Source organism: Aeromonas encheleia (genome assembly GCF_900637545.1).
Taxonomy (GTDB): domain Bacteria; phylum Pseudomonadota; class Gammaproteobacteria; order Enterobacterales; family Aeromonadaceae; genus Aeromonas; species Aeromonas encheleia.
Window position 1 is genome coordinate 3,423,431 of record NZ_LR134376.1, and the last position, 23,556, is coordinate 3,446,986.

The 23,556-nt window shown below is 64.1% G+C and carries 20 protein-coding genes; 12 read left to right on the top strand and 8 right to left on the bottom strand.

What is annotated here, in order from left to right; translation table 11 throughout:
• Positions 1-2: 2 nt before the first annotated feature.
• Positions 3-3,377 (bottom strand): AAA family ATPase, encoded by a 3,375-nt coding sequence (locus EL255_RS15780; RefSeq protein WP_042654023.1) that lies wholly within the window; start codon positions 3,375-3,377, stop codon positions 3-5.
• 161 nt (positions 3,378-3,538) lie between these two features.
• Between EL255_RS15780 and cysZ the strand changes: the two genes are divergently transcribed.
• Together cysZ and EL255_RS15790 are read left to right on the top strand one after the other, a co-directional pair.
• On the top strand, positions 3,539-4,300 hold the full coding sequence (gene cysZ, locus EL255_RS15785) for a sulfate transporter CysZ (RefSeq protein WP_042654024.1): 762 nt from the start codon (positions 3,539-3,541) through the stop codon (positions 4,298-4,300).
• 136 nt (positions 4,301-4,436) lie between these two features.
• The gene (locus EL255_RS15790) at positions 4,437-5,051 is read left to right on the top strand and encodes a trimeric intracellular cation channel family protein (RefSeq protein ID WP_042654025.1); all 615 of its coding nucleotides are present in this window, start codon (positions 4,437-4,439) and stop codon (positions 5,049-5,051) included.
• Positions 5,052-5,144: 93 nt separating this feature from the next.
• On the opposite strand, the gene EL255_RS15795 is transcribed toward EL255_RS15790, so the two are convergent.
• The 4 genes from EL255_RS15795 to EL255_RS15810 all read right to left on the bottom strand — a co-directional run bounded on the left by EL255_RS15795 (position 5,145) and on the right by EL255_RS15810 (position 8,547).
• Positions 5,145-5,396: a hypothetical protein gene (locus tag EL255_RS15795; RefSeq protein WP_042654026.1), complete on the bottom strand. Its 252-nt coding sequence runs from the start codon at positions 5,394-5,396 to the stop codon at positions 5,145-5,147.
• 127 nt (positions 5,397-5,523) lie between these two features.
• Positions 5,524-6,069 (bottom strand): peptidoglycan L,D-endopeptidase MepK, encoded by a 546-nt coding sequence (locus EL255_RS15800; protein ID WP_042654027.1) that lies wholly within the window; start codon positions 6,067-6,069, stop codon positions 5,524-5,526.
• A 149-nt stretch (positions 6,070-6,218) separates the two neighbouring features.
• Positions 6,219-7,700: a L,D-transpeptidase family protein gene (locus EL255_RS15805; protein WP_042654028.1), complete on the bottom strand. Its 1,482-nt coding sequence runs from the start codon at positions 7,698-7,700 to the stop codon at positions 6,219-6,221.
• A gap of 79 nt (positions 7,701-7,779) precedes the next feature.
• Positions 7,780-8,547: a substrate-binding periplasmic protein gene (locus EL255_RS15810; protein WP_042654029.1), complete on the bottom strand. Its 768-nt coding sequence runs from the start codon at positions 8,545-8,547 to the stop codon at positions 7,780-7,782.
• 320 nt (positions 8,548-8,867) lie between these two features.
• On the opposite strand from EL255_RS15810, the gene EL255_RS15815 reads away from it, so the two are divergent.
• The 5 genes from EL255_RS15815 (at position 8,868) to EL255_RS15835 (ending at position 14,419) form a co-directional block, all read left to right on the top strand.
• Entirely contained in the window at positions 8,868-9,413 is a 546-nt protein-coding gene (locus EL255_RS15815; RefSeq protein WP_042654030.1) for a hypothetical protein, read from the top strand.
• A 55-nt stretch (positions 9,414-9,468) separates the two neighbouring features.
• Entirely contained in the window at positions 9,469-10,533 is a 1,065-nt protein-coding gene (locus EL255_RS15820) for a glycosyltransferase family 2 protein (RefSeq protein ID WP_042654031.1), read from the top strand.
• Positions 10,530-10,901 (top strand): GtrA family protein, encoded by a 372-nt coding sequence (locus EL255_RS15825; RefSeq protein ID WP_042654032.1) that lies wholly within the window; start codon positions 10,530-10,532, stop codon positions 10,899-10,901. The genes EL255_RS15820 and EL255_RS15825 overlap by 4 nt, the downstream gene beginning before the upstream one ends.
• A complete protein-coding gene (locus tag EL255_RS15830; RefSeq protein WP_042654033.1) occupies positions 10,901-12,061 on the top strand; it encodes a membrane protein in 1,161 nt (386 codons plus the stop codon). Before EL255_RS15825 ends, EL255_RS15830 begins: the two co-directional genes overlap by 1 nt.
• A 234-nt stretch (positions 12,062-12,295) precedes the next feature.
• Positions 12,296-14,419 carry an alpha-amylase gene (locus tag EL255_RS15835; protein ID WP_042654034.1) on the top strand — a complete coding sequence of 708 codons (2,124 nt, stop codon included), beginning with the start codon at positions 12,296-12,298 and terminating at the stop codon, positions 14,417-14,419.
• A gap of 70 nt (positions 14,420-14,489) precedes the next feature.
• On the opposite strand, the gene EL255_RS15840 is transcribed toward EL255_RS15835, so the two are convergent.
• Positions 14,490-15,116, bottom strand: coding sequence for a glutathione S-transferase (locus EL255_RS15840; protein WP_042654035.1), 627 nt, complete (start codon positions 15,114-15,116; stop codon positions 14,490-14,492).
• A gap of 156 nt (positions 15,117-15,272) precedes the next feature.
• On the opposite strand from EL255_RS15840, the gene EL255_RS15845 reads away from it, so the two are divergent.
• From EL255_RS15845 to EL255_RS15860, 4 genes are all read left to right on the top strand, one after another.
• Complete coding sequence (locus EL255_RS15845) at positions 15,273-15,917, top strand: response regulator transcription factor (RefSeq protein ID WP_042654036.1); 645 nt, start codon at positions 15,273-15,275, stop codon at positions 15,915-15,917.
• 90 nt (positions 15,918-16,007) lie between these two features.
• Positions 16,008-16,589 (top strand): TetR/AcrR family transcriptional regulator, encoded by a 582-nt coding sequence (locus EL255_RS15850; protein WP_042654037.1) that lies wholly within the window; start codon positions 16,008-16,010, stop codon positions 16,587-16,589.
• Between the two features lie 69 nt (positions 16,590-16,658).
• The gene (locus EL255_RS15855) at positions 16,659-17,516 is read left to right on the top strand and encodes an alpha/beta hydrolase (protein ID WP_042654038.1); all 858 of its coding nucleotides are present in this window, start codon (positions 16,659-16,661) and stop codon (positions 17,514-17,516) included.
• Positions 17,517-17,695: 179 nt separating this feature from the next.
• Positions 17,696-18,841 carry a patatin-like phospholipase family protein gene (locus EL255_RS15860; protein ID WP_042654039.1) on the top strand — a complete coding sequence of 382 codons (1,146 nt, stop codon included), beginning with the start codon at positions 17,696-17,698 and terminating at the stop codon, positions 18,839-18,841.
• Positions 18,842-18,855: 14 nt separating this feature from the next.
• Here the strand turns inward: EL255_RS15860 and EL255_RS15865 are convergent, their stop codons facing one another.
• Entirely contained in the window at positions 18,856-20,808 is a 1,953-nt protein-coding gene (locus tag EL255_RS15865; RefSeq protein ID WP_042654040.1) for a cation:proton antiporter domain-containing protein, read from the bottom strand.
• A 328-nt stretch (positions 20,809-21,136) separates the two neighbouring features.
• On the opposite strand from EL255_RS15865, the gene EL255_RS15870 reads away from it, so the two are divergent.
• Positions 21,137-22,057, top strand: a complete 921-nt coding sequence (locus EL255_RS15870) for a GGDEF domain-containing protein (RefSeq protein WP_042654041.1) — start codon at positions 21,137-21,139, stop codon at positions 22,055-22,057.
• Positions 22,058-22,171: 114 nt separating this feature from the next.
• Here the strand turns inward: EL255_RS15870 and tilS are convergent, their stop codons facing one another.
• The gene (gene tilS / locus EL255_RS15875) at positions 22,172-23,506 is read right to left on the bottom strand and encodes a tRNA lysidine(34) synthetase TilS (protein ID WP_042654042.1); all 1,335 of its coding nucleotides are present in this window, start codon (positions 23,504-23,506) and stop codon (positions 22,172-22,174) included.
• Positions 23,507-23,556: the final 50 nt, after the last annotated feature.

Consider the following 23,556-nt stretch of genomic DNA (forward strand, 5'->3'; position numbering starts at 1 on the left):
TTCTAGTTTTGCTCAGCCAAAGCGACGGCTTCACCGATATCGACCGACACAATGCGAGAAACCCCGGGCTCTTGCATAGTGACGCCTATCAGTTGCTCAGCCATCTCCATGGAGACCTTATTATGACTGATGTAAACGAACTGTACTGTGCTCGACATCTCTTTGACAAGAGAACAGAAGCGACCGACGTTCACTTCATCGAGCGGCGCATCCACCTCATCCAGCAAACAAAAGGGTGCTGGGTTGAGTCTGAAGATGGCAAAAACCAACGCAAGGGCGGTTAGCGCCTTCTCCCCCCCGGAAAGCAGGGCAATGGTAGCATTCTTCTTGCCCGGAGGTCTTGCCATGATGCTCACTCCGGCCTCCAAAAGATCATCCGAGGTCAACTCAAGCCAGGCACTGCCCCCCCCGAACACCTTCGGAAACAGGGATTTTAAATCTTCGTTGACCTTATCGAAAGTGTCACGGAAGCGTATTTGTGTTTCTTTATCAATTCTTTTAATGGCTTGGCTCAGGGTTTCCAGCGCTTGCTCCAGATCCTGGCACTGGTTTTCCAGGTAGGTTGAGCGGGTTTTCGCCGCCTCATACTCCTCCAGCGCCGCCAGGTTGATGGCCCCCAGCGCCTCCACCTGGGTCTCCAGGGTCTGGATCTCCTGGCGCAGCTTGCCGCGATCGGCGGCGATCAGCACCGCCTGATCGAGATCCACCAGCCGCACCCCCAGCTCCTCGAACTGCTCATGCAGCCCCTGGCGCCGGGTCAGGTTGCGCTCCCGCTCCAATCTGAGCTGGGCGAGCTTCTCCTGCAGGGTCACCAACTGTTTGTGATCGGCGCTGCGCGCCTGCTCCAGCTCGGTCAGCTGTCGCTCCAGCTCCGCCAGGCGCTGATGACAGGCCAGCTGCTGCGCCTCGAGGTTGCGCTGCTCGGTCAGCAGGGGCGACAGATCCTGACCCGGCGTGTCCCCCGGCGCCTTGAGTTCCGCCAGCTCCAGTCCGAGCCGTGCCAGCTCCTGCTCACGCAGGGCGATGAGCTGGCTCAGGTTTTGCTGCTCCAGCTGCCAGCGCTGACAGTGGGCCTGCTGCTGCTCGCGGCGCGCGCGCGCCTCCTCCAGCGCCCGCTCGGCCTGGCTGACCCGCTCCTGGGCAAGCAGCAGGGCCTCTGCCAAGGGCTCGCCCTGCTCCTGCAACTCCATCAGCCGCGCCTCATCCAGCTCGAGCTGCTGTATGGCCCTCTCCAGCCGCTGCGCCTCATCGGCCTGCTCCCTGTCCAGCCGCAGCAGCTCTTCACCGAGCAGGCCGAGCCGCTGCAACCGCTCCTGACGCTGACCCTGTTGCAGGCTCCAGGCTTCCCGCAGTTGCTGCCACTGCAGCTCCCGCTCGCGCAGGGTGCGCTTAGCCAGCTCGAAGGCAGCATGCAGCTGGGCCCGCTTCGCATCGGCCGCACCCAGCTGGGCATCCAGCTGGACCAACGCCTGCTGGCTCGCCGCCAGCTCGGTGTGTAACCGCTCACGTTCACCGAGCAGGGCCAGGGTACCGAGCGCCCCCCCCTGGCCGAGATCGGCCCAGTTCGGACCGAACCAGTCCCCCGCCGGGGTCAGCAACGACTCACCTGCCGCGAGCCCGGCCTGACGGGCCAGGACCGCCTCCCGGCTCTCCACCAGCCAGATGGCGTTGAGGAAGGCGGGGATATGCTCCCCTCCCAGCTGGGCCGCCAGGGTGCCGGGCACCGCGGGATGGGCCGGGCCTATCCAGAGTCCACTTTGTTCGAGATTGCACTCATCCGCCGGCTGGGCTGTGAGCCAGCGACCGAGCACCTTGTCCAGTGCCTGGGCCCATTCGGGCGCCACCTGCAGCCGATCGGCCAGGGTAGCCCCCTGCATCTGCTCCCCCAAAATTTGGTCAAGCGTGGTGAGGCGGGCCTCCAGTTCGCGCACCAGGCCACCCTGCTGGCCCCGTTGCGCCTTGAGTGCCTCGTGGCCGGCCACCGCGGCCTGCCACTGTTCATCCAGCTCGGCGTGCCGCGCCCGGGCGAGCTCCAGCTCGGCCGCCAGGGCATCCAGCCTGGGCTGCAGATCGTCACTCTCCCCTCCTAGCGGTCCGGCCTGTTCGTCTTCCAGCTTGAGCCGCGCCAGCCGGGTCTTGGCCTGCAGCTCCTGCAGGCCATTGACCTGGGCCCGAGTCTGATTGAGCCTGCCCTGTGCCTGGCCGAGCTGCTGCTGCCACTCTTGCTGGCGCAGCCGGGCCTGCTCCAGCTGCTCGCTGGCAGTCAGGCGCTGCGTCTGCTGGTCGGTGAGCAACTGCTCACACTGCTCCAGCCGCGCCGACTCCAGCTCCCCCCTGAGCGTGCCGTCGGTCAGTTGCTCCTGCTGACTCGCCAGCTGCGTCTTGATGCCGTCTATCCGCTCGCCGAGGGCCTGGCGCCTGACCTGCCAGTCACGGCCGAGTTCGGTCTGGTGAAGCTGCTGCTGCTCGAGGCGGGCGATGGCCTGCCCACCGAGGAAGATCTGTTGTTGTCGGTTGGCCTGCTCGGCCTGGGCCTCCTGGCGGGCCACCGACAGGCTGACGTGACGCCCCTCGTCCTGGGTTCGCTTGGCGTCCAGCGCCGCCAGCGCCTGCTCGGCCTGGCTCAGTTCGGCCTTGGCCTCGCCGAGGCGGGTCTCCAGCGCCCACAGCTCGGAGCCGATGAGTTCGGCCCGGGCGGCGCGCGAACGGCCCTTGAGTTGCTTGTAGCGTTCGGCGGTCTCGGCCTGGGCCTTGAGGTGATCGAGGCGGGAACCCAGCTCGCCGCGAATGTCGCCGAGCCGCTCCAGGTTCTCCTGGGTGTGGCGGATGCGTTGCTCCGTCTCCCGGCGCCGCTCCTTGTAGCGGGAGACCCCTGCCGCCTCCTCCATGAACAGCTTGAGATCCGCCGGACGCGACTCCACCAGCCGGCTGACGGTGCCCTGCTCTATGATGGCGTAACTGCGGGGGCCGAGGCCGGTGCCGAGGAAGAGATCCGTCACATCCTTGCGGCGACACCTCTGGCCATTGATCTGGTAGTGATTGGTGCCGTCACGCAGCACCTCCCGGCGCACCGAGATCTCGCTGAAGCGGCCGAATTCGCCGGGCACCCGATTGTGGGGGTTGTCGAACACCAGCTCCACCGAGGCGCGGCCATGGGGGCTGCGGTTGAGGGAGCCGTTGAAGATGACGTCCGTCATGTTCTCGCCGCGCAGATGGCGGGCCGAGCTCTCCCCCAGCACCCAGCGCACCGCGTCGATCACGTTGGACTTGCCGCAGCCGTTGGGCCCGACCACGGCCGTCATGTCGGCCGACAGTTCGATGCGGGTCGGCTCGACAAACGACTTGAAACCGGCGAGTTTGATCAATTTCAGACGCATGAGGGCCTATCTGGGTAACGAAATAACGAAAAGGCGGGCGGTTTCCATCAATATCCGGCGCTCAGCTGAACTGCGACGGAAAAGGAATGGTCAGCGACTTTACCAAATCAAGGGCTTGTTTGTAATATGCTGGCAGTTTCCCGTTAACAGATGGAGCTCAGATGAGCCAATCCCCCCTGGTCAAAGATTCAGTCAGCGGTGCAGACTACTTCCTGCGCGGCTTTTCGCTCATCCGCCAACCCGGCATCCGCACCTACGTGCTGATCCCCCTGCTGGTCAACGTGGTGCTGTTTGCCGGCGCCTTCTATGCCCTGCTACTGCAGCTCGATGGCCTGTTCGGCTGGCTGCATCAGCAGATCCCGGCCTGGCTCGGCTGGCTCGACTACCTGCTGTGGCCCATCGCCCTGGTCACCATACTGGTGGTGTTCTCCTTCATCTTCAGCTCGGTGACCAACTGGATCGCCGCTCCCTTCAACGGCCTGCTGGCGGAGAAGGTGGAGCAGATCCTGACCGGTGAGGCGGTGAGCGACACCGGCATGCTGGATGTGGTCAAGGATGTGCCGCGCACCTTCGGCCGCGAGTGGACCAAGCTGAAGTACTACCTGCCCAAGGCCATCGGCTGCCTCATCCTGTTCCTCATCCCCGTGGTGGGGCAGACCCTGGCGCCCGTGCTCTGGTTCCTGTTCAGCGCCTGGATGATGGCGATCCAGTACGTGGATTATCCGTTCGACAACCACAAGATCGACTTCATCACCATGCGCGATGCCCTCAAGCAGCGCCGCGGCAAGTGCCTGAGCTTCGGCGCCCTGGTCACCCTCTTCTCCGCCATTCCGGTGGTCAACCTGTTCGTGATGCCGGTCGCCATCTGCGGCGCCACCGCCATGTGGGTGGATCAATACCGCAACGAACAGCTCCGCCGCTAAGCAGCGGTCTGCCATAACTAAAAACGGGGGCATAGGCCCCCTTTTCATTACTTATTCTAATGCAAATGTGAGAGTGCTTGTCGTGCCAGAGCAGGCTTGTTAGGATGCGGGCCTTTCTCGCACCCTGGGATAACTCATGTTACATGCTCTCTTCTTGCTCGGCCTGGTGGCCGAAGGGATGACTGGCGCGCTGGCGGCGGGTCGGCGGCGGATGGATCTGTTTGGTGTGGTGATCATAGCGTCGGCGACGGCCATCGGCGGTGGCACCATCCGGGATGTGCTGCTGGGGCACTATCCCCTGCTCTGGGTGGAGCATCCCGAATACGTGCTGCTGGTGGCGGGGGCAGCCATGGCGGGGGTCATCTCGGCCCCGCTGATGCGCTATCTCGGCAAGCTGTTCCTGGCGCTCGACGCGCTGGGGCTGGTGGTGTTCTCCATCTTTGGCGCGGCCCGGGCGCTGGAGATGGGCCACGGGGCCGGTATCGCCTGCATCATGGCCGTGGTGACCGGCGTCTTCGGCGGCGTGCTGCGTGATCTCCTGTGCCAGCGCATCCCGCTGGTGTTCAAGCGCGAGCTCTACGCCGCCGTCTCCCTGGTGACGGCCGCCCTCTACTGCTTCGCGCTGGCCCAGGGGCTGCCCAATGACTGGGCCGCCTTCGGGGCGATCGGCATCGGCTTCGTGCTGCGGCTGCTGGCGGTGCGCTTCAAGTGGGGGCTGCCCACCTTCAATTATCAATATGCCACTCACTGAGTGCGCCAGCTTCTGACTGTATTGAGTTTATTATCACCAACAAAAAAGCGCCTTCCGGCGCTTCTTTGTTGGTGACGACGATGCAAGACTGACTCAGTTGATCCCTTCCGAACTGAAGAACGTCGCCTTGTCGGCGATGAAGCGGATCTTGATATTCTTGCCCTCCCCTCCCCAGACGCAGCTGGTAGTCCCCAGCTTGTCGTCACAACTCTCAGCCTTGCCCAGGATGCTGCTCGCCTCCGTATAGCTGATCCCCATCTTCAACTTGTCATAGTTCTCCCGGTTCAGCTTGCTGCACCCGGTCAACAGCAGGGCGATCAGCCCCCCGATCAGAATCTGCTTCATTTATTTCTCCTCTGGATAGTGTCCAGAGCCTAGCAGCTCAGGGGCCCCCTGTGCCAACCCTGCGCCGCGGCACACCAACCCGGAATCCCCTGTTGGCGAGCAGCGAACGGCAGAGCCGAACCGCCGGTTACCAGCTGCGTACCGGGCCTGTGTCGAGGTGCACGAAGTTGTCAGACGGGTAGTAACCCACACCGCCGACCTTGAGATTCAGGGCCGCCTTGCGCAGGTGTGCCAGCTGCACGCCGGGGATGCGCACATCCACCGCCTGACCCAGGGTGTGGTAGCTGTGTTTGGCGACGCCACGGCTGCGCTGCCGCTTCTGGCGATTGGTGGCCGGTGAGCGGTAGCCCGAGATGAGCTGGATCTCGCCCTGGCGACCCAGTCTGTGCTGCAACAGAAACAGCTGATCGAACAGCTTCTTGTCGATGTTGAACACTTCGTTGCGACGGTAGTCGCGGAAAATATGATTGAGTTCGGCCAGGCCATCGCTCAGATAACGGCCGTTCTCCCAATAGCTGGTGCGCACCCGCTCGCCGGTATTGAGGTTGAAGAAGCTGAGTTCACGGCCCGAGGTACTGCGGCTCGCCATGGCCGGGAACGACAGCAGGCTGGCCCCCATCAGGCAACCGGCGCCCAGCAGCAGACGGCGTCGGCTTATCTCTTGTTCCAGCATCCGTTGTCCGTCCATCGCATCGTTAAGTGAAACTGGTGAATGAATGTGGTACCGAGGCCTGAAACTACCCGCCGAGAAAAGCCCTGTCAAACCGCAAACGCCCATAGAAAAGCCCGGCATGAGCCGGGCTTTTCACTCTGTGGCAGGGATCACAACAAGCGACTCTGGAAGCTCACTCGATCGAATCCGTAGATGTCGTTGCGCAGTTGCTGGCGACCCTCTTCGTCGATCCAGCTGCTCCAGTAGACGGTGAACACCGGGATCGGCGTGGTCAGGGGCAGCCACTTGGTCTGGCTCTCTTTCAAGATGTTGGCGACCTTGTCCGGCTGATAACGGGAGTCCGCCAGCAGCAGCTCGGCGAGATCGTCCGCATGTTCGACCCGGATGCAGCCGGAGCTGAAGGCGCGCGCCCCCTGCTCGAACAGCGCCTTGCCCGGCGTCGAGTGCAGATAGATGGCATCGTTGTTGGGCAGATAGAACTTGTAGCGCCCCAGGGCGTTGTGATCGCCGGGCTTTTGCCGCAACCGGTAAGGGAAGCCAGACGCCAGCGCCTGATGCCAGCCATCTTCGCTGAACTGCACCGGGTTGCCCTCGCCGTCGATCACCTCGAACTGCTCCCGATTGAGGTAGGCCGGATCCCGTCCCAGCTTGGGCAGAATGTCCTTGCTCAGGATGGAGCGCGGCACGTGCCAAGCGGGGTTGAGCACGATGGAGCGGATCTCGCTGGCGAGGATGGGGGTGGCCCGCTGCTCCTTGCCGACGATGACGCGACTGGTGAAGACCTCGCTACCGGACTCCACCACGCTCAGGCGGTAATCCGGGATGTTGACCAGCACATAGCGGCCGGCGAGATGATCCACCAGATCCCGGCGCCACAGGTTGCGCAGCAGCAGGCTGGCACGCACCTCTGGGCCGGTGTTGAGCCAGGAGCGGGTCTGGCGACCTATGATGCCGTCGGCGGTCAGGCCGTGGCGACGCTGGAACTGCTTGATGGCCTGTTCGGTGTCCGCATCATAGGTGGCGTCCTGATGGGTGGGGGCGCCATCCCCCAGCTCGTTGAGGATGGAGCGGATCTGTCCGAGCTCGGTCGAGCTCTCCCCGGCACGCAGGGTCGGCATGTCCAGATTGGGCCAGTGCTTGGCCATGGGCATCGCCAGCAGCTTGCCCACCTCCTCGCGCACGGCCTCATATTCGGCGACCTGGGGCCTGAGTTGCTTGACCTGATCCAGCAGGTTGTCGCCAACCGGTTCGTGGGCCAGCGGCTTGGTCAGATCGAGCTTGAGGGTCTGCATCTGCTCGCGGGCGACCAGATCCATGGCACGCCAGGCCTGCTGGAAACGAGCCAGCTTGCCAAAGGCCTCGTCGTAGAGGGCGCCGCGCCGATCGGCAGGGGCCTTCTGCAACTGCTGCCAGAGTCGGTAGAAGTCCGGGTGCAGCTGGGCGAGCACCGCCTCCTGCAGCTGACGCTCCAGCTCCAGGCGCGCCTGCTGGGCCGTGCTGTTCTGATACCAGTCGTGCTGGATGCTGGGACTGGCCACCACCATCTGTTCCGTGCTGGCCTGGGCCATGCCCGCCGGCCAGCAGCCCAACCAGATAAGGTTTGCCAATGCCCACCAATACTTCTTACCCATGCTTACCTCAAATCGGTTCACTTCGGCCTGTCAGGCGCCACGGTCAGGTGCCCATGATGCGTGAATGCCAGCGACTTTGCTAGCGGGCGGGCGCGTAACGACGCCAGATAAGCGCGTGCTCATCACTCTTGCCAACCGCCTCGATCGCCTGGTTGAAGCGCTGCACAAAGTCGCTCGGCAGGGTCTTCTTGCTCAACATGAAATAGGTTGGCGTCTCATAGACCCGCATGACATGAGGGACTATGCCTTCCGCCAGCCCCTCTCTCTTCAGACCCCAGGGAGTGGCAAGAATATCCCCGAGAAAGCCATCGACCCGCCCCAGCAACAGCTTGCGATAGTTTTGCGCATCGTTGACCTCGCTCACCTGCCCTCGATGGCGCTGCAGCAGCCCGGCAATCTCGGCGCCGTAGTAATAGTCCTTGGTCACCCCCAGCTTGTATCCCCTGGCCAGCCAGCTGGCCAGGTCCTGCTCGGCATAGCTGTCGGACTTGCGCACCCAGAGCGCGCTGCGGCCCGGGTTGTAGGCAGTGGAGAACCAGGCGTAACGCGCCCTGTCATCGTAGAAATAGGCTTCCATGGCGATGTCCAGCCGGCCCTGTGCCAAGTCCTGCAGCACCCGTTTCCAGGGGCGCTCGACATAGACCAGGCGACACCCCAACCGGGTCGCCACCGCGTTGAGATAATCGACCGAGAAGCCGTGCAGGCGCCGATGCTCACCGTCCTGCTGGTAATAGTGATAGGGTGGCCAGTTGTCGAACCCGACGCGCAAGGGCGTGGCACAACCCGAGCGGGCCCACGCCAGCTGGGCAGGCAACAGGCAGAGCAGGCAGAGAAAGAGCAGCCTCATGGATCATCCTTGACGATGGGACGCGCCATCTTAGATCTGCGCAGGACAAATGGCGACAGATCCTGCCACAGCAATGAGCAATATCAGTCATTTGCCTGATGAGGCCCCCTTTTGACGTGGGGGCGACCATGAGCCAGATGCGGGGGCACAGGCCCCGATGGCGAGGATAAAGGGAGGCCGTCGGCGACATTTGGAGCGTGGGGGAAAAGGGGTTAATATCTGAGCGAATATATTTTTGTGATCCACTATGCTTTTTTTGCAATTGGATTAGCATATGCGCGAAATCAGCCTACCCATCCGTCAGGCATCGAGTGAGTGATATGACCTATAAAAAGTTCGGTTTTCTGGCTGCCATCATGGCATTGAGTGGTTTTTACCTCTACACCCTCTACCTGGCCGCTCACCCCAACGTGAGCCTGGCTTACAAGCTCTATTACCTGGAAGGCAAGACCCGCTTCTGGGAGCACAACTCCAGCATGACCTACCAGCCGGGTAACGAACTCAACCTCACCAAGCCGAGCCGCTTCCTCTCCAGCGAAGGCTGGGCCAAGAAGCCGAACGCCGAAGGCACCGAACTCAGCGGCCAGGGTGGCCTCTATTTCGTGCTGCCCAAGCACCAGGCACAACCCGGGCAGGTGACCATCCAGGCCAGGATCAACAGCCCGGAGGCGGGCACCCTGCTCAAGGTCGCACTGGGTCACGACATCACCACCACAGTCAAGCTGGCCAAGGCGGGCATCAACGAGATCCGGCTCAACCTGCCCGGCGAATCGCTGACCGCCGATCCCAAGCACCCCAACTTCCTGGCCCTGTCCGCACCGACACCACTCAACGTCCAGTCGGTACGTCTGACCGTCGCCCAGTGAATCTAAAAATATAAAATATTGTTTTATAACATCATTTTCCAATAAGGAAGTTCCCATGTCGCATGCCGATTTTCGACTCTCTCTGGTCGTTCCCGTTTATAACGAGGAAGAGAGCATAGACGCCTTCATCAGCGCGATAGACAACGAGCTGGCCCCGCTCAAGGATCAGCTTGAGATAGTGTTCGTCAACGACGGCAGCCGCGACCGCACCCGTGAGGTGGTCGAGCAGGCCATCGCCCGCGACCCCCGCGTCACCCTGGTCAACCTGGCCCGCAACTTCGGCAAAGAGGCCGCCATGACCGCCGGCCTGCATCAGGCCAAGGGCGATGCCATAGTGCCGATGGACGTGGATCTGCAGGATCCCCCCGCCCTCATCCTGGAATTCGTCAAGCTGTGGCAGACCGGCGACTACGACACCGTCTTCGGCATCCGGGTCGATCGCAGCGCAGACACCCCGATGAAACGCCTCACCGCCGGCGGTTTCTACCGTTTCTTCAACGCCCTCTCCACCAGCACCAAGCTGCCGGAGAACGCCGGTGACTTCCGCCTGATCGATCGCAAGGTGGTCGAGGCGCTCAAGCAACTGCCCGAGCGCAACCGCTTCATGAAGGGGCTCTTTGCCTGGGCCGGTTTCCGCGCCGTCGGCGTCCCCTACGAGCGTCCCGCCCGCCACGCCGGTGAGACCAAGTTCAACTACTGGAAGCTGTGGAACTTCGCCCTCGACGGCCTGCTCAGCTTCTCCAGCTGGCCGCTGCGGGTGTGGAGCTACGTCGGGGTCGGCGTCTCCCTGATCGCCTTCCTCTACATCCTCAAGATCATCACCCAGGTGCTGTTCTTTGGCATCGATGTGCCCGGTTACGCCTCGCTGATGTCGGTGATGCTGTTCCTCGGCGGCATCCAGCTGCTCTCCCTCGGCATCATCGGCGAGTACATCGGCCGCATGTTCGTCGAGGTGAAGCAGCGCCCTGTCTACCTCATCGAAGGTGTGTACGGCCAGTATGCCAAGCAGGATGAAGCACAACCACAGGACGGCGCGGCCACCGGCAGCAAGAAGAGCGCCGGCAAGAAGGCGGCCACAGTGAAGGCCGCTGACGACCAGCAGGAGCAAGCGCCTCAATGATCTCCCGCGAGGAATTCTGGCGTCTGGTTCGTTTCGGTTTCGTCGGCGGGGGGGCTACCCTCGTCGATCTTGGCACCTCGATCGCGCTGTTTCGCACCTGGCCCACCATCTCGGAGCACCTGGTCACCACGCTCGCATTTGCGGTGGCCTTCTGGTTCTCTTTCTTCGGCCATCGCTACATCACCTTCCAGAAACAGGGGGCGGCCGGCAAGTTCCTGCTGGTGGCACTCTTCTCGCTGGTGGTGCGTAACCTGCTGCTCTCCGGCCTGCTGCTGGCGGGCCTCTCCGGCCTGCTCCCCGTGGTAATCGCCACCCTGGCGGTCACAGTTCTCACCTACCTCCTCTCCAGGATCTGGGTATTTGCCTGATGAATGACATGACAATTCCGACCCCCGACACCGCGGGCCCCTACCGCCCCTCCCTGCGGATCAGCAACCGCGACTGGCTGATGATCATCGCCGCCTTCGTGCTGAGCCGGGCCGCCCTCTACGGCATGGGTTACTTCGGCGTCCAGCTCTACGGCACGGCCCCAATAGGCCCGCTGCAGGCTTACTGCCAGTTCGACTGCGTCTGGTTCCAGCGCATCATAGAGAACGGCTATGACCTCTATCCGCGCTGGCTCAGCAAGGGCAACGCGGCGAACTGGGCCTTCATGCCGCTCTACCCCATGCTCGCCGGCGGCCTCGCCAGCCTGCTCAACATCGAGAGCCTGATCGGCCTGATGCTGGTGGCCAACATCGCCTTCTTCATCAGCCTGCCGCTGATGCTGCTGGTGCTGCGCCAGCTCAAGCTCGGTGACGAGACCGCCCGCTTCGGGGTCTGGCTGCTGGCCTTCTCCCCCTTCTCCGCCTACTTCGTCTCCGGCTATACCGAGCCCATGTTCATGGCGCTGATGCTGGGCATGTTCCTGTTTGCCTACCGCGAGCAGTGGCTGATGGTGGCCTTCCTCGGCGTCCTCATCTCCGGCACCCGCAACCTGGGGGTGATGATGGTGTTCCCGGTGTTGATCCTGGCGCTGCAGGCCTATGGCTGGCGCGAGTTCTTCCGCTTCACCGAGCGAGCCTTCAAGGTGGTGTTCACCCTCTGGCTCATTCCGTTCGGCCTGTTCGCCTACATGGTCTATCTCTACCACCTCACCGGGGACGCGCTCGCCTTCAAGCACATCCAGGTGGCCTGGGGCCGCTACATGGACAGTCCCCTCGACTGGTGGCTCAGTGGCTTCGAGCTGGGCGGCCGCAAGGCCTACCTCTCCATCATGGTGATCTTCGGCTGGTGCCTGAACGGCTATCTGTTCAGCCAGAAGCGCTGGGCCGAAGCGACCCTGATGTTCATCTGCTGCACCATACCGCTGATGACCGGGCTCAATGCCATGCCGCGCTACATGTTCGGCCTCTACCCGACCCTGCTGGCCATCGTACTGCTGACCCATCGCTGGCCGGCCATCCGCCCGGCGGTGCTCTGCGTCAGCGGCATGGTCGCCTCCTTCATCGCGGTGGCCTTCGTCAACTTCAAGTTCTTTACCGTCTGACGCGGGCTCGCCCGCTGGCGAGCAGCCCCACCTGAACATGCCGGTCGACTGACCGGCATTTTTTTGGCCCCCGTCCGGGGGCCTGCACGGCAGCCATCACACTTTGCTCTGCTTGAAAACGTAACCATTTGAACTGACCTCACAAATCGGGATTTTACCGATCCAGACCCGCCACCTTGCCCCCTAGAATGAGCTCCTCAACGGAATCCGCTCACCCAGCTCAAGGAATGGCTTATGCGTCCCTCTCTTCGCCTCGATCGCAGCCTCTCGCCCCTGTGGCTCGCCGTGCTGGCCACGCCACTGTTCGCCAGCCAGGCGCTGGCCGCACCGGCGCTGCACCTCTATGTGGATGGCGAGCCGGTGGCCGAGACGCTGGCACTGGACGAGGGCACCGTCAGCCTGACTCACACCTTAAGCAAGGGCAGTCACCAGATCCGCATCAGCGACGCGAACAACAGCTGCGGCACCAGCTTCGGCCCGAGCGAGAACCAGCCACTCCCCTTCGGCACCGCCCAACCCATGGACAAGTGCGCCAAGGATCAAAGCTTTAGCCTGCGGGTGATGCTGGCGGGGGACTACGAGTTCACCTTCAACCCGGCGACCCCCAGCCTCAAGGTGCTGCGGGCGACCAAGAAGAGCGAGTTCAAGCGCCAGCCCCCCGAGGAGCCCTGCATCGCCTGGGATGGCGGCCCTGTCACCGTGTCGCTCAAGGGCGTCTGGCCGGATGGCACCCGGCTGCGGGATGCCTACTCAAAACAGGAGGCTGTGGTCAAGGGCGGCAAGCTGACGCTAACGCCATCGAAAGAGAGCGGCGGCTTGCTGCTGCTCGAGCCCATAGCGGCGCCCAAGCCCGAGCCCTTCAGCTGGGATCAGGCCAGCGTCTACTTCCTGCTGACCGACCGCTTCCACAACGGCGATCCCGCCAACGATCACAGCTTCGGTCGCCAGAAAGACGGTCAGGACGAGGTCGCCACCTGGCACGGCGGCGACTTCAAGGGCTTGACCGAGAAGCTCGATTACATCAAGTCCCTCGGCATGAACGCCATCTGGATCACCCCCATGGTGGAGCAGGTGCACGGCTTCATCGGCGGCGGCGAACAGGGCAACTTTCCCTTCTACGCCTACCACGGCTACTGGGCGCTGGATTTCACCAAGATAGACCCCAACTACGGCGACGAGGAGAGCCTGAAGACCCTGGTGGACGAGGCCCACAAGCGCGGCATGCGCATCATCCTCGATGTGGTGATGAACCACGCCGGCTACGCCACCCTGGCGGATCTGCAGGATCTGGGGCTCGACAGCCTGACCCAGAACACGGGGAAATTGCCGGCCCGCTGGAACGAGTGGCGCCCGAGCGGTGGCCTCGACTGGCATGGCTACAACCAGTTCATCGATTACCAGTCCCCGAACTGGAACCAGTGGTGGGGGCCTGACTGGGTGCGCGCCGGCCTGCCAGGTTACCCGCAACCCGGCACCGACGATGTGACCGGCTCGGTGGCGGGGCTGCCGGACTTCCTGACCGAATCGACCAAGTCGGTGGGGTTGCCCCCCCTGCTCGCGGCGAAGAAGGACAGCCTGGCCAGGGCGCTGCCCGATGCCACGGTCAGCGATTACCTGATCGCCTGGCACACCGACTGGGTGCGGCGTTTTGGCATCGACGGCTTCAGGGCCGACACCGTCAAGCACCTGGAGCCGGCAGTGTGGGCCAGGCTCAAGCAGGCGGGCACGGCGGCGCTCAAGGAGTGGAAGGCCGCCAACCCGGCCAAGGCCCTCGACAACCTGCCGTTCTACATGGTGGGCGAGGTGTGGGATCACGGGGTGGCCAAGGACTTCTGGTACCGACACGGTTTCGACTCCCTGATCAACTTCGACTACCAGCGCGAGTTCGCCCTGCCCCAGGCCCAGTGCATGGCGGCGGCCGAGCCGACCTATGCCGGCTACGCCAGCCGCATCAATCAGGATCCGGAGTTCAACGTGCTGAGTTACATCAGCTCCCACGATACCAAGCTGTTCTTCGGCGACTATAGGGACGTGCCGCTGCAGCGCCGGGTGGCCAACAGCTTTATGCTGCTGCCGGGCGGCATCCAGCTCTACTACGGCGACGAGTCCGGCCGCGATCTCGCCAAGGATGGTGGCGTCTTTGACCAGAGCGTGCGCTCTGACATGAACTGGCAGGAGCTGGGGAGCGGCGACAAGGCCGAGCTGGTCAAGCACTGGCAGCACCTCGGCCAGTTCCGCGCCGCCCACCCGGCGGTGGCGGCGGGCAGCCACCAGAAGCTGTCCGATGCACCCTACAGCTTCGTGCGAGAAAAAGGCGCCGACAAGGTGGTGGTGGTGTTTGCCGGCCGGCAGCCATAACCCGGCCCGCACCAGACAAACGAGAGGGGAGCCAGTGGCTCCCCTCTCTCATTGCGCAGGCCCCTTCACCTCATGCCAGCTGCCGGGCGATGGCCGGCCACTGCAGCCTCGCCTTGACCAGGGTCTCCTGCCACAGGGGCCAGGCCAGCAAGGCTTGCTGATAGGCCCCCGCCTGGCCGGGCAGCTGGATGCCATAGCTCGCCAGCCGGTAGGCCATCACCGCGTAGAAGGCGTCGATGATCCCCGCCTCCTCGAAATAGAAGGTGCCCCTCGCCTGGGACCAGAGCGTCTGCAACCTGGCCAGCTCGCCTATGGTCTCCACCGGCGGCTCGCACTGGGTCGGCGCCCCCAGGAAGAAGGGCAGGCGGCTGCGGATCTGGCCAAAGCCCGAGTGCAGCTCGGCGCACAGGCTGCGGGCCAGGGCGCGCTCGGCCCTATCCTGCGGGTAGAGCCGCCGTTCCGGGCACAGTTCATGCAGGTATTCGGCGATGGCCAGCGAATCGTGTATCCGCAGTTCGCCATCATCCAGCCAGGGCACCAACCCGGTCGGCGAGACCCGCTTCAACCGCTGCAGCGCCTTGGCATCCTCCAGATCGAACACCTGCTCCTGCCACTCCAGCCCGCTCATGGTGAGCACCAGCGCCGCCCGCATCGCCCAGGTGGAGCCCGTGCCCACCGTCAGTACCAAGGATCCCATTTATTGCCTCCGGCTTGGGTTGTTGATGCCATGGATCGGCCCCGTTGGCACGACATCCCATGGTCGCCTCACATTTGCACCGCTGCGGGTTTGACCCCCCACAGGAGCAGTGCTAGTTTGATTTTTCAAAACAATCAGTTAGCAATAATGTGAGCAATGGACAGCCAATTTACCATCGTCATCGCAGATGACCACCCCCTGTTTCGGGGCGCCCTCTATCAGGCGGTGCACATGGCCATCGACGAGGCCCGACTGCTGGAGGCCGACTCCATCGACAGCCTGACTCAGCTGCTGGGAGAACACCCCGAGGTGGATCTGCTGCTGCTCGATCTCAAGATGCCGGGAGCAAATGGATTCGAAGGGCTCGCCTACCTGCGTGGCCAATACCCGGATCTGCCGATCGTCGTGGTGTCCGCCTCGGAGGATCCCGCCATCATCCAGCAGGTGCTGCGCCTCGGTGCCCTCGGCTTCATCCCCAAGTCCGTCCCCATGAAGGAGCTGGTCAGCGCCCTCAATACGGTGATCGGGGGCGATAACTGGGTGCCGGAGGGGATCTCCCTGCGGCCCGAGTCCGAGGATGGCCCCGACTTCGCCAGCAAGCTGGCCAGCCTCACCCCCCAGCAGTACAAGGTGCTGATCATGCTGCGCGACGGCAGCCTCAACAAGCAGATCGCCTGGGAGCTCAAGGTCTCCGAGGCCACCATCAAGGCCCACATCACCGCCATCTTCCGCAAGCTCGGTGTCAAGAACCGCACCCAGGCGGTCATCGCCCTGCAGCAGATGGGCATCAAGGACGACTGAGCCCGGGCGGTCTAGCGCCTTCCGCCGGTTTGTGACTCGACAAATAGTACGATCGTACTTTATGCTGCAGGCAACAGTGAGGAGCCGCCGATGAGCAAGGGCCGTTTGACCCGCGACAACATTTTGCAGACCGCCTTCGAGCAGGCGAGCCAGCAAGGGCTGGAGAGCCTGACCATCGGCTCCCTCGCCAGCCTGTGCGAGATGTCCAAGAGTGGCCTGTTCGCCCATTTTCAGTCCCGCGACAACCTGCAGATCGCCGTGCTGGGCTATTCCGCTGAGGTGTTTAGGGAGCGGGTGATCCAGCCGGTGCGCCGGCAGCAACATCAGACCCAGCAGCAGAAACTGACCGCCCTGCTCCACGCCTGGCTCGCCTGGAACCAGAGTTTTGCCGGCCGCTGCATGTTCCTCGACGCCTGGACCTCGGCCCAGGAGGGGGAGGTGCAGCAGGCGGCCCGCCAGCTGGTGCGCTTCTGGCTCGACTACCTGGCTCGCCAGGTGGTGCAGGGCCAGGCCCAGGGCGAGTGGCGCAGGGATCTGGATCCCTGGCGCGCCGTCTACCGGCTCTATGGCCTCTATCTCGGGGATCAGGTGTTCAATGCGCTGGATTTGTGTCAGGATCCGGCCCGCCACTTCTGGCCCGAGGTGGAGAGTCTGCTGCTGAGCTGGCGCTGATTTTCAGTTTTCCTTTTAAAAACCGATAAAAAAGCACGACCGTTCGCACATAAAAACGACAGGATGACCATGAGCAGCAAGATCTATTTCAACACCCGCCGTTTCAGCCCGAGCAAGTTGTTGCTGGGGCTCGGCACCCGATTGCACCACGTGCTGGCCCCCGCCCACGCCAGGCGCACCGCCAGCAAGCTGTTGCTGACCCCGCAACGACCCAGCCGTGAAACCGACGCTCCGGCCGGGCTGGTGCAGCAGGCGGTGCACACCCGCGAAGGGGCGCTGATGAGCTATCGACTCGGCCAGGGGCCCGTCTGGCTGCTGATGCACGGCTGGTCCGGCAGCGCCAGCCAGTTCTACCCGCTGATGGCCCATATAGCCGCCCAGGGCTTCACGGCGCTGGCCTACGATCACCCGGCCCACGGCCAGAGCGACGGCCACACCGGTCACCTGCCCAGGTTCGTGCGCGCCTTCGACGAGCTGCTCGAGCGCTGCGGCCCCATCGAGGGGGTCATCACCCACAGCATGGGCGGCGCCGTCACCCTCGCCAGCCAGCATCCCGCCCTCGACAGGCTGCCGCTGCTGCTGATCTCCCCCGTGCTCGACTACGTGCCCCAGCTCTATGGCATGGTGGCGCGCTCCGGCTACTCCATCCGGCTGTTCGATGCGGTGGTGAAAGAGATAGAGCAGGAATACCAGCATCCCCTCAGCACGGTGGATCCCCTCGGCCGGCTCGCCAGTCGCGCCGGCCATGCCCTCATCGTCCACGACGAGGAGGACAGGTTCGCCCCCCATAAGGACTCGCTGCGCGCGGCGCAGGATGGCCGCACCCGGCTGGTGAGCACCCGTGGCCTCGGCCATGGCCGCATCCTCTCCAGCCCCCCGGTATTCGCCGCCTTCGATCGATTGACCCAGCCCCAGGGCGCCGCCTGATACCACTTGGAACTGGCCGCCTCAAAAAATGATGAGGCGGCCATTTTTATATTTGATACAGCGGCTTATAGTTGAATTGCTCGGTGGTAAAACGCGCAGATGGCAACAACAAGGCGCAACATCATGCTCAGACCCGCCCATGGTGGCTGCTTGCCGGCAACAACATAAGGGGTAGCGTCATGGCCAGACCCAATACAGCGCTTCTGTTGACCGGTGGCGGTGCCCGCGCCGCCTATCAGGTCGGTGTCCTCAAGGCCGTGGCCGAGCTCTACCCCCGCAACCTCGGCATCCCGTTTCCCATCCTGTGCGGCACCTCGGCCGGGGCGCTGAACGTCACGGCGCTGGCCTGCTACGCCTCCTGCTTCCATCTTGGGGTGCGCAAGCTGGAGTGGATCTGGCGCCGCTTCGAGACCCACCACATCTTCGACTTCCACCCCTGCCAGCTGCTGTGGCGCACCCTGTATCAGGGCTCGGCCGGCCTCATCAGCCCGAGCAGCAACCGCGCCTTTCACCTGTTCGACAATGCGCCGCTGCGCCGCCTGCTGGAGCAGGTCATCGACTATCACCGCATCGATGACAACATCCTCTACGGCAGCCTGGAGGCCATCGCCATCACCGCCTCTGACTATGATGGCGGCCTCTCCACCACCTTCTTCCAGGGGCGGGCCGAGCATCAGCCCTGGGAGCGGGCCAGACGGCGCGGCCTGCGCACCCTGCTCACCTCGGATCACCTGCTGGCCTCCTCGGCGCTGCCCTTCGTCTTCCCGGCTACCCGCATCGGCGACAGCTTCTACGGGGATGGCTCCATCCACCAGCTGAGTCCATTGAGCCCCGCCATCCACCTGGGGGCGGAGCGGATCCTGCTGGTGACCCTGGACTCGCCACACCCGGCGGCGATAGCGCCGCATCAGGGCCATCTGACCAGCTCCAACATCGCCGGCCATCTGCTCAACACCGTCTTCTCCGACACCCTCAATTCGGATCTGGAGCGGCTGGGACGCATCAACCAGACCCTGGCACTCATTCCGGAGCGGGAGCGCAATCGACTGAAGCTGCGCCAGGTGGAGACCTGCGTGGTAAGGCCGAGCCAGGATCTGGATCTCATCGCCCTCGACTACCTGCCCAGGCTGCCGACCCATGTGCGCCGCCTGCTGCGGGTGATGGGGGTCACCGGCAGCGAGAGCAGCAGCCTGGCCAGCTTCCTGATGTTCGATCCGGGTTACTGCCAGCAGCTGATAAAGCTCGGCTATCAGGATGCGCTGGGGGAACGCCAGCGCATCGAGGCCTTCCTGGGCATAGAGGAGCGGATCCGCGAGGAGGCGTGAGGGGAACAACTCGCCTAGTGCCCCTCCAGCAGGCGCTGCTCGGCCCGCTCCATCGCCACCGCATTGCCAAACAGCACCAGCCGATCGCCGGCGGCCAGCCGCAGCTCGGGTCTCGGTTCCAGGCTCTGCTCGCCGCGGTGGATCGCCTTGATCCGCACCTCGCCGAGGGCCAACTCCCGCACCCGACGCCCCACCGCCCAGGCCTGATCGTGCAGCAGCACGGGGTGCAGCCGCTCCAGCAGCTGATCCGTCTCCAGGTTGTTGGCGCTCTGATCCCCCCAGTAGAAGCCGTGCAGGAAGCGGTACTGGCTGCTGCGCTCGTGCTCCATGCGCCGGATCACCCGGCCGATGGGGATGTCGCAGTTGACCAGCAGGTGGGACACCAGCATCAGGGCCCCCTCCTGGGATTCGGGGATCACCTCGAAGGCCCCGGCCTGCTTGTAATGTTCGAGAAAGCTGTCGTCCCGGGTGCGCACCAGCACCTTGACCCCGCTCGCCAGCTCCCGGATGAGGGTCAGCATGGCATCGATCCGCTTGCGATCATCGAAGGTGATGATCACCAGCCGCGCCCGGGTGAGGCCGGCGGCCAGCAGGATATCCCGGCGGCTGGCGTCACCGAATGCCACCTGCTCCCCCGCCAGCTTGGCCTCGTTCACCCGCTCCGGATCCAGATCCAGCGCGAGGAAGGGCAGTTCCTCGAGCTTGAGAAAGCGGGCACAGGTCTGCCCGGTGCGGCCGAAGCCGGCGATGATGACGTGCTGATGCTTGCTCAGTCCCGACTGAGCCACCTCGGAGCGGGAGAGCAGCGCCGCATCGGTGAGGGAGTGGGCCAGCCCCTGCGCCTTCTGCACCAGCCAGGGGGTCAGGGCGATGGAAGTGACCCCGATGCCGATGAGCAGGGAGACCTGCTGCTGGCTGAGCAAGCCATGGTGGCTCGCCAGCGCCAGCAGCACGAAGCCGAACTCCCCCACCTGGCTCAGCATGATGCCGGCCGCCATGGCATCGCGCTTGCGCTCCCCCATCAACCGGCCCGCCAACAGCACCAGCAACGACTTGAACAGGATCAGCCCCAGCACGCTGGCGAGCACCAGCCACCAGACCCGCGCCACCAGCTGCCACTCCATGGCCATGCCGATGGTGATGAAGAAGAGCCCCATCAGCACGTCCCGAAACGGCTTGATGTCGACCTCGAGCTGATGGCGATAGTGGGACTCCCCCAGCATCATGCCGGCCAGGAAGGCACCGAGCGCCATGGAGAGCCCCATCCACTGGGTCAGCGACGCCGCCAGCAAGGCCACCAGCAGGGCGCTGAGCACGAACAGCTCGTCGGAGCGCGCCCGTGCCACCTCGTGAAACAGGGTGGGCAGCAGCCATTTTCCCACCGCGAGCAGGGCGATCAGGGCGAATAACCCCTTGAGGGAGGCCCAGGCGATCTCCGCCAGCAGGGCGCTGCCCTGCACCTCGGGCCTGGCGAGTATGGGGATCATCACCAGCAGCGGCACCACCGCCAGGTCCTGGAACAGCAAGATGCTCACCCCGAGCTGGGCGCGGCGGGTGTGCAATTGTTTTAGCTCCCCCAGCTGCTTGATCACCACGGCGGTGGAGGAGAGCGCCAGGGTGCCCGAGACCACCAGCGCCTGGGGCAGGGTCAGCCCCCACCACCACCCTAGCCAGAAGAACAGCGAGGTGGTGAGCAGCACCTGCAGGCCGCCGACCCCCAGCACCAGCTTGCGCATGGAGAGCAGGCGCGGCAGTGAGAACTCGAGCCCGAGGGAGAACATCAGGAAGACGATGCCGAGCTCCCCTATGGTCTGCATGATCGCCTGCCCGGTGACGATGGCGGCGCCATGGGGGCCGAGCAGCATGCCGACGAACAGGTAAGCGAGGATCACCGGCTGGCCGAGGCGCCGGAAGATCGCCACCAGCAGGACGGCGGCGAGCAGCAGGATCAATACGTCTGCATACAATGGCTTCTCCCATTCATCTCCCGGCGCGGCGGCCGCTAGGCCAACCCCTTCACCGGCGTTGAGGAAACGCCTCAGGCTCCCGGCGTCCATTTCACCCGCGCTTGCCTCTGGCGGTTCTACACTGGGCCCAAGCCCGTCGGTTCTGCACTGGGCCACCCATCCACGACGGGGCCGACGAGGCGTTAGCCACACCGCCGGCACCCCGCCAACCACCTCTTTTTTCCTCCCTTTTTGTTTCGTTAAGCCTAGCCAGCGCCCTTGTTCACTATCGAACATATTTAGGGCACAAGTATTGCAGGGAAGGGTCAGGCAAGGACAAGCAAGCTGGATGGTTAGGGGCTGTCGCGTGGAAAACACATCATCATTGAATGGCTTCGGGCATGGCATCGAGCAGTGGGTGCAGCAGATGGAGCGGCTCAGGCCGCTGGCCGGCCAGGAGCGCCAGCAGTTGCTCGAACGGCTGCTGGCACAACGGGATCTTGACGCCCTGCTGGCAATCTTTGCCGAGCGGGTGGCAAAGGTTGTCCGTATCCATAGCCTCCATCTCGACTGCGGCCAGCCCCATAGCCTCATCTGCCGGCCGCCCCAGACCCATCAGGTGCTGCATAGCTATCGATTCGAGTTGCGCGGCCAGCATGATCAGCGCCTCGGTCTGCTGCAATACGAGCTGGAGCAGCCCCTGAGCGACGATCAGCAGCGGCTGCTGCGCCAGTATCATCAGCTGCTTTGCCTGCCACTGCCGCTCTATCTGCGGCTGGATGGGCTGGAGCGGCAGGTACGGCTCGATCACCTGACCGGGCTCGGCAACCGCTCCTACTTCGATGAGGCCATAGGTCGTGCGGTGGAGCAGCACTGCCGGGAATCCCACGGCCTGGTGCTGGTGTTGCTGGATCTGGACAGGTTCAAGCAGGTCAACGACACCTGGGGTCACCCGGTGGGGGATCTGGTGCTGAGCCGCTTCGCGCAACTGCTCAACGGCTGCATCCGCGGCACGGATCAGGCCTTTCGCCTCGGTGGTGACGAGTTCGCGCTCTTGCTGCAACCCGCCGACCCCGAGGCCTGGCGCCCGGTCTGGCTACGCCTGCAACACGTGATGCACAGCCACGAGGAGCTCAGCGCCTTCGCGGTCAGCTGCAGCCTGGGTGCCGCCAGCTGGCAGGCCGGAGTGGATGTGCAGAGCCTGTATGAGGCGGCGGATGCCCACCTCTACGCCCGCAAACGGGCCGGAGTCACCGACCCATCGGAGTAACGGGTAAGGCTCACCCCTTGGCCGGATTCCGTATCTGCAGTGCCAGCCGATGCCCTCATCCATACGCCCGCAAGCGGGCCGCAGTCACCGGCCCATCGGAGTGATGGGCAGGGTTCAAATCTCGACTGGCTCAGGTTTCTGCCAATGCCAGCCGATGCCGCCCGCCGGCACCTGAAAGCCATCACAGACGAAGAGGCCGGCAACCGCCGCCACCTGCTCGCCGTAATAGAGGATGGGGATGCGGCCCCGCTGCCAGGAAGGGACTCCATACTCCTGCAGCAGCTTCTTCAGCCGCCGGCTGCCCACCCGCCCCACCGGTTTGAGCATGCTGCCCGCCGCCACCTGAAAACGCACCGACAGCGGCTCGTCCGCCCGGGGCAAGCGTAGCCCCTCCCCCTCGGGTTGCAGGCACAGGCTGAGCCGGCCCAGCCCGTCCGGCAGCTCAACCGACTCTCCCACCCGGATGGGCAACTCCTCGTGCCGGGGCAGCAGATTGGGCTGCACCAGATACAGCCGTCCCTGAAAGCGGCGGCACTCCAGATCCTTCAAGCCCAACTGCGGATTAGCATCCTCCCGCGCCAGCGCCACCTCCTGCCAGAGCAGGCCAAGCAGCTCCCGCGAAGGCATCTCCCCGCCCTGGCGGCGGATCCAGTGGCGCAGCAGGTTGTTGCGCCGGGCCGGCGACAGGGCCTGCAACGGAGCTATATGCAAGGCATCCCCCTCCCCGGCTCTATGCCAATCCTCTTCCGCCAGCTCGGTGATCAAGGCCTCCTGTTCGGCGCAGATCGCCATGCTGCGCGCTGCCGTCTGGGCCATGGCGGGCCAGCGCGCCTTGAGCTGCGGGATCAGCGTCTGGCGCAGGAAGTTGCGATCATAGCTCTCGTCCAGATTGCTCTCATCCTCCACCCAGCCATGGGGCAGGCTCGCCGCCGCCTCCGCCAGCTCGGCCCGGCTGACCTCGAGCAGCGGCCGCAGCAGGCGGCCACCGGCGAAGGGCTGGCTCGGCACTGTGCCCGCCAGCCCCCGCAAGCCGGCACCGCGCTTGAGCGCCAGCAGCAGGGTCTCCAGCTGATCGTCCTGGTGATGGGCGCTGAGCAGCCACTCTCCCTGCCCGAGGTGGGCGGCCAGGCACAGATAGCGCGCCTCACGGGCCTGGGCCTCCAGACTCTCACCGTTGCCACGCGCCAGCTGCACCCGCTCGACCAGGAGCGGCACCGCCAGCTGCCGGCACAGGCCTTCGCAGTGTGCCACCCAGGCGTCGGCATGGGGGCTCAGGCCGTGATGCACGTGCAGGGCGCGCAGCCCGAGCCGGTGTTCGCGGGCAAATTGCACCGCCAGCACCAGCAAGACGGTGGAATCGAGCCCGCCACTGAAGGCCACCAGCAGGCCTTTGGAACCTTCCGGCGCTGGCAGAGTCTGACAAAAACAAGAATAAATACGAGAAATCATAGGCTTCCCCAAAACGGCTGGGAGGATCTTAGCAGAGTCAGGCTTATCAA